Origin of the sequence: Paraburkholderia tropica, assembly GCF_914484835.1 — a bacterium.
Classification (GTDB): Bacteria; Pseudomonadota; Gammaproteobacteria; order Burkholderiales; family Burkholderiaceae; genus Paraburkholderia; species Paraburkholderia tropica_A.
In genome coordinates this window covers 1-2764 of record NZ_CAJZAR010000107.1, presented here as the reverse complement: position 1 = coordinate 2764, position 2764 = coordinate 1, and the positions used below count along the sequence as shown (strand labels likewise).

General features: G+C 67.4%; 2 protein-coding genes and 1 pseudogene. All 3 read right to left on the bottom strand.

Going from position 1 to position 2764, the window contains the following annotated elements; translation table 11 throughout:
• Positions 1–718 (bottom strand): FAD-dependent oxidoreductase (locus LDO54_RS37815; RefSeq protein ID WP_224018138.1); only part of this gene is annotated, 718 nt, incomplete at its 3' end.
• A 196-nt stretch (positions 719–914) separates the two neighbouring features.
• A pseudogene (locus tag LDO54_RS37810) lies at positions 915–2165 on the bottom strand (MFS transporter); the annotation flags it as partial.
• A 355-nt stretch (positions 2166–2520) separates the two neighbouring features.
• On the bottom strand, positions 2521–2764 hold a 244-nt coding region (locus tag LDO54_RS37805; RefSeq protein ID WP_224018136.1), incomplete at its 5' end, for an SDR family oxidoreductase.

The window sequence follows — 2764 nt, the reverse complement described above, 5'->3', positions numbered from 1 at the left end:
CGCGCACGCGCACGCCCGTCACCTTGCCGCCCGCGGCTTCGAGCGCGAGCACTTCGGTATCGAAGACGAACTTCACGCCGCGCGACTCGCACACGGCGCGCAGCTCGCGCGTGAAGCGCGCGCAGTCGCCCGCTTCGTCGTCGGGGAGATAGACGCCCGCGACCGGCTTCACGCGCGACCACGCGAGGCCCGGCTCGATCTGCGCACAGGCGTCGGCGTCGAGTTCGCGATACGCGATGCCCGCGTCGCGCAGCACGTTCAGCGCAGGCTGCGCGAGTTCGACGTCGTAGTCGCTGCGAAAGAGTTGCAGATAGCCCTGGCTGCGGCCGTACTCGAACGCGTGCTGCGCGCGAAACGCGTGCAGGCATTCGCGGCTGTAATAGGCGATGCGCTGCATGCGCTGCTTGTTGACGCGAAAGCGCGCGAGGTCGCATTCGCGCAGCCAGCGCGCGATCCAGCGCCATTGGGCGGCGTCCAGCGCGGGCCGGAAGATCAGCGGCGAAGTGGGCTTGAGCAGATACTTGATGAGCTTGGCCGGCATGCCCGGCGCGGCCCACGGCGTGACGTAGCCGGGCGCGATCACGCCCGCGTTGCCGAAGCTCGTGCCGAGCGCGACGCCCGGCTCGCGCTCGATGACCGTGACGTCGCAGCCTCGTTCGCTCAGATAGTACGCAGTAGCGACGCCGATCACACCGGCGCCGAGGACGATCGTTTTCATGCCGGTCGTATTGGGAGGGACGGGAGGTATTGCAGCATGTTCGGGCTCATCGTGCAGTGGAGTCCGCAGGCGGCTGGCTAGTCGTTTGGGTGGTCGTTTTAGTGCGTGAGTCGGCGTGCATATCGGCGTGCATATCGGCGTGCATATCGCCATGCATATCGCCATGCATATCGGCGGCGCTCGAAGCATCGTCCGGCGCACCCTGATCGCCCAGCACCTTGCCCTTCGTTTCCGGCAGGCACAGCGCCGACACGATCACGAGCAGATAGCCCGCGCCCGCCACCGCGCCGATCGCTTTCACGAGCGTCGTGGTCTGCGCGAGCGTGCCGACGAGAATCGGAAAGAACGAGCCGAGGCCGCGTCCGAGGTTGTAGCAGAAGCCTTGTCCCGAGCCGCGGATCGCGTTCGGATACAGCTCCGAGAGATACGCGCCGACGCCCGCGAAAATCCCCTGCACGACGATGCCGAGCGGAAAGCCGAGCGCGAGCATCGCGGCATCGGTGATCGGCAGCATCGTGTAGGCCATGCCGAGCGCGAACGAGCCGATCGCGAACAGGATGAACGAGGCGCGCCGGCCGATCTTGTCGCAGAGAATCGCGCCGACGATATAGCCCGTGAACGAGCCGACGATCAGCACGATCAGATAGCCGCTCGTGTTGAACACGGACAGATGGCGCACCGTCTTCAGATAGGTGGGCAGCCACGTGGTGATCGCGTAGTAGCCGCCGAGCATGCCGGTGCACAGCGCGCTGCCGAGCAGCGTGGTCGCGAGATGCGCGGGCGCGAAAATCTGCAGGAAGTGGCCCTGCACGTCGCCGGCCTCGCGCGCGCGGCGCGTTTGCAGGAACACCTCGGGATCGCTCACGTTGCGGCGCACGTAGAGAATCCACAGCGCGGGCAGGATGCCGATCCAGAAGCACGCGCGCCACGCGTATTCCTCGGGCAGCAGCGCGAAGAAGGCCCAGTAGAGAATCGCCGCCGCGCCCCAGCCGAACGACCAGCTGCTCTGCACGGTGCCCACGGCCTTGGCGCGATGCTGCGGCGAGCGGATCGTCTCGGCCATCATGATCGTGACGACCGACCATTCGCCGCCGAAGCCGATGCCTTGCAGCGTGCGCGTGGCGAGCAGTTGCCAGAACGAGTGCGTGAAGCCGGAGAGGAAGGTGAAGAGCGCGAACGTGGCGATGGTCCATTGCAGCACGCGCACGCGGCCGTAACGGTCGGCGAGGATGCCCGCGAGCCAGCCGCCGATCGCCGACGAGATCAGCGAGCTGGTGGCGATCATGCCGGCTTCGCTTTTCGTCATGCCCCAGGCGGCGATGAGCGTCGGGATCAGGAACGAGTAGATCATGAAGTCGAACGCATCGACGGCGTAGCCGCCGAAGCCCGCGTAGAGCGTGCGGCGCTCGCGTGCGTTCAGTTCCTTGAACCATTGAAATGCTGCCATCGCGCGTCGTCCCCAGATTGTTGTGCGCGCCACGACCGGCGTGGCGACGGGTGGCGAAAGCGGCGTCCGGTGGGTCGGGCCGCTGGCGATGCGTCGAGGCGCGCGCTGAAGGCGGGCCGCCGATGCTCGAACGGCGCTATTTTACGGTGCGACAGGCTGCCGCGGCCAGGGAAGCCGTAAGGAAGCCGGGCATTGTGTGCGCTTTCGCTCGCGAATTCGCGCGATGGTGCACGCGTGTTCGCGTCGCGTGCGAATTGCGTGGGCGATGTTTGCGCTGCGTGCGCGGTTTGCGGCGGTGGTGATTCGCTAGCGAGCGAATGAATGGAGCGGGCTGCGCGGGATCGGCGTGAAGCGATCAGCCCAGCGTCAGTCCGCCGTCGACGTGGATGGTCTGGCCGGTGATATGACGCGCGGCGTCCGAGAGCAGGAAGGCGATGAGTTCGGCGACGTCGGCGGGATCGGCCACGCGGCCCAGCGGCGTCGCTTCGGCGGCGCGTGCCCAGGCGGGCGCGTTTTCGGGCGTGGGGCCGGCGTCCTTGCGCGTATAGCCGGGCGCGACGCAATTCACGCTCACGCCGTGCGGCGCGAGTTCGGCGGCG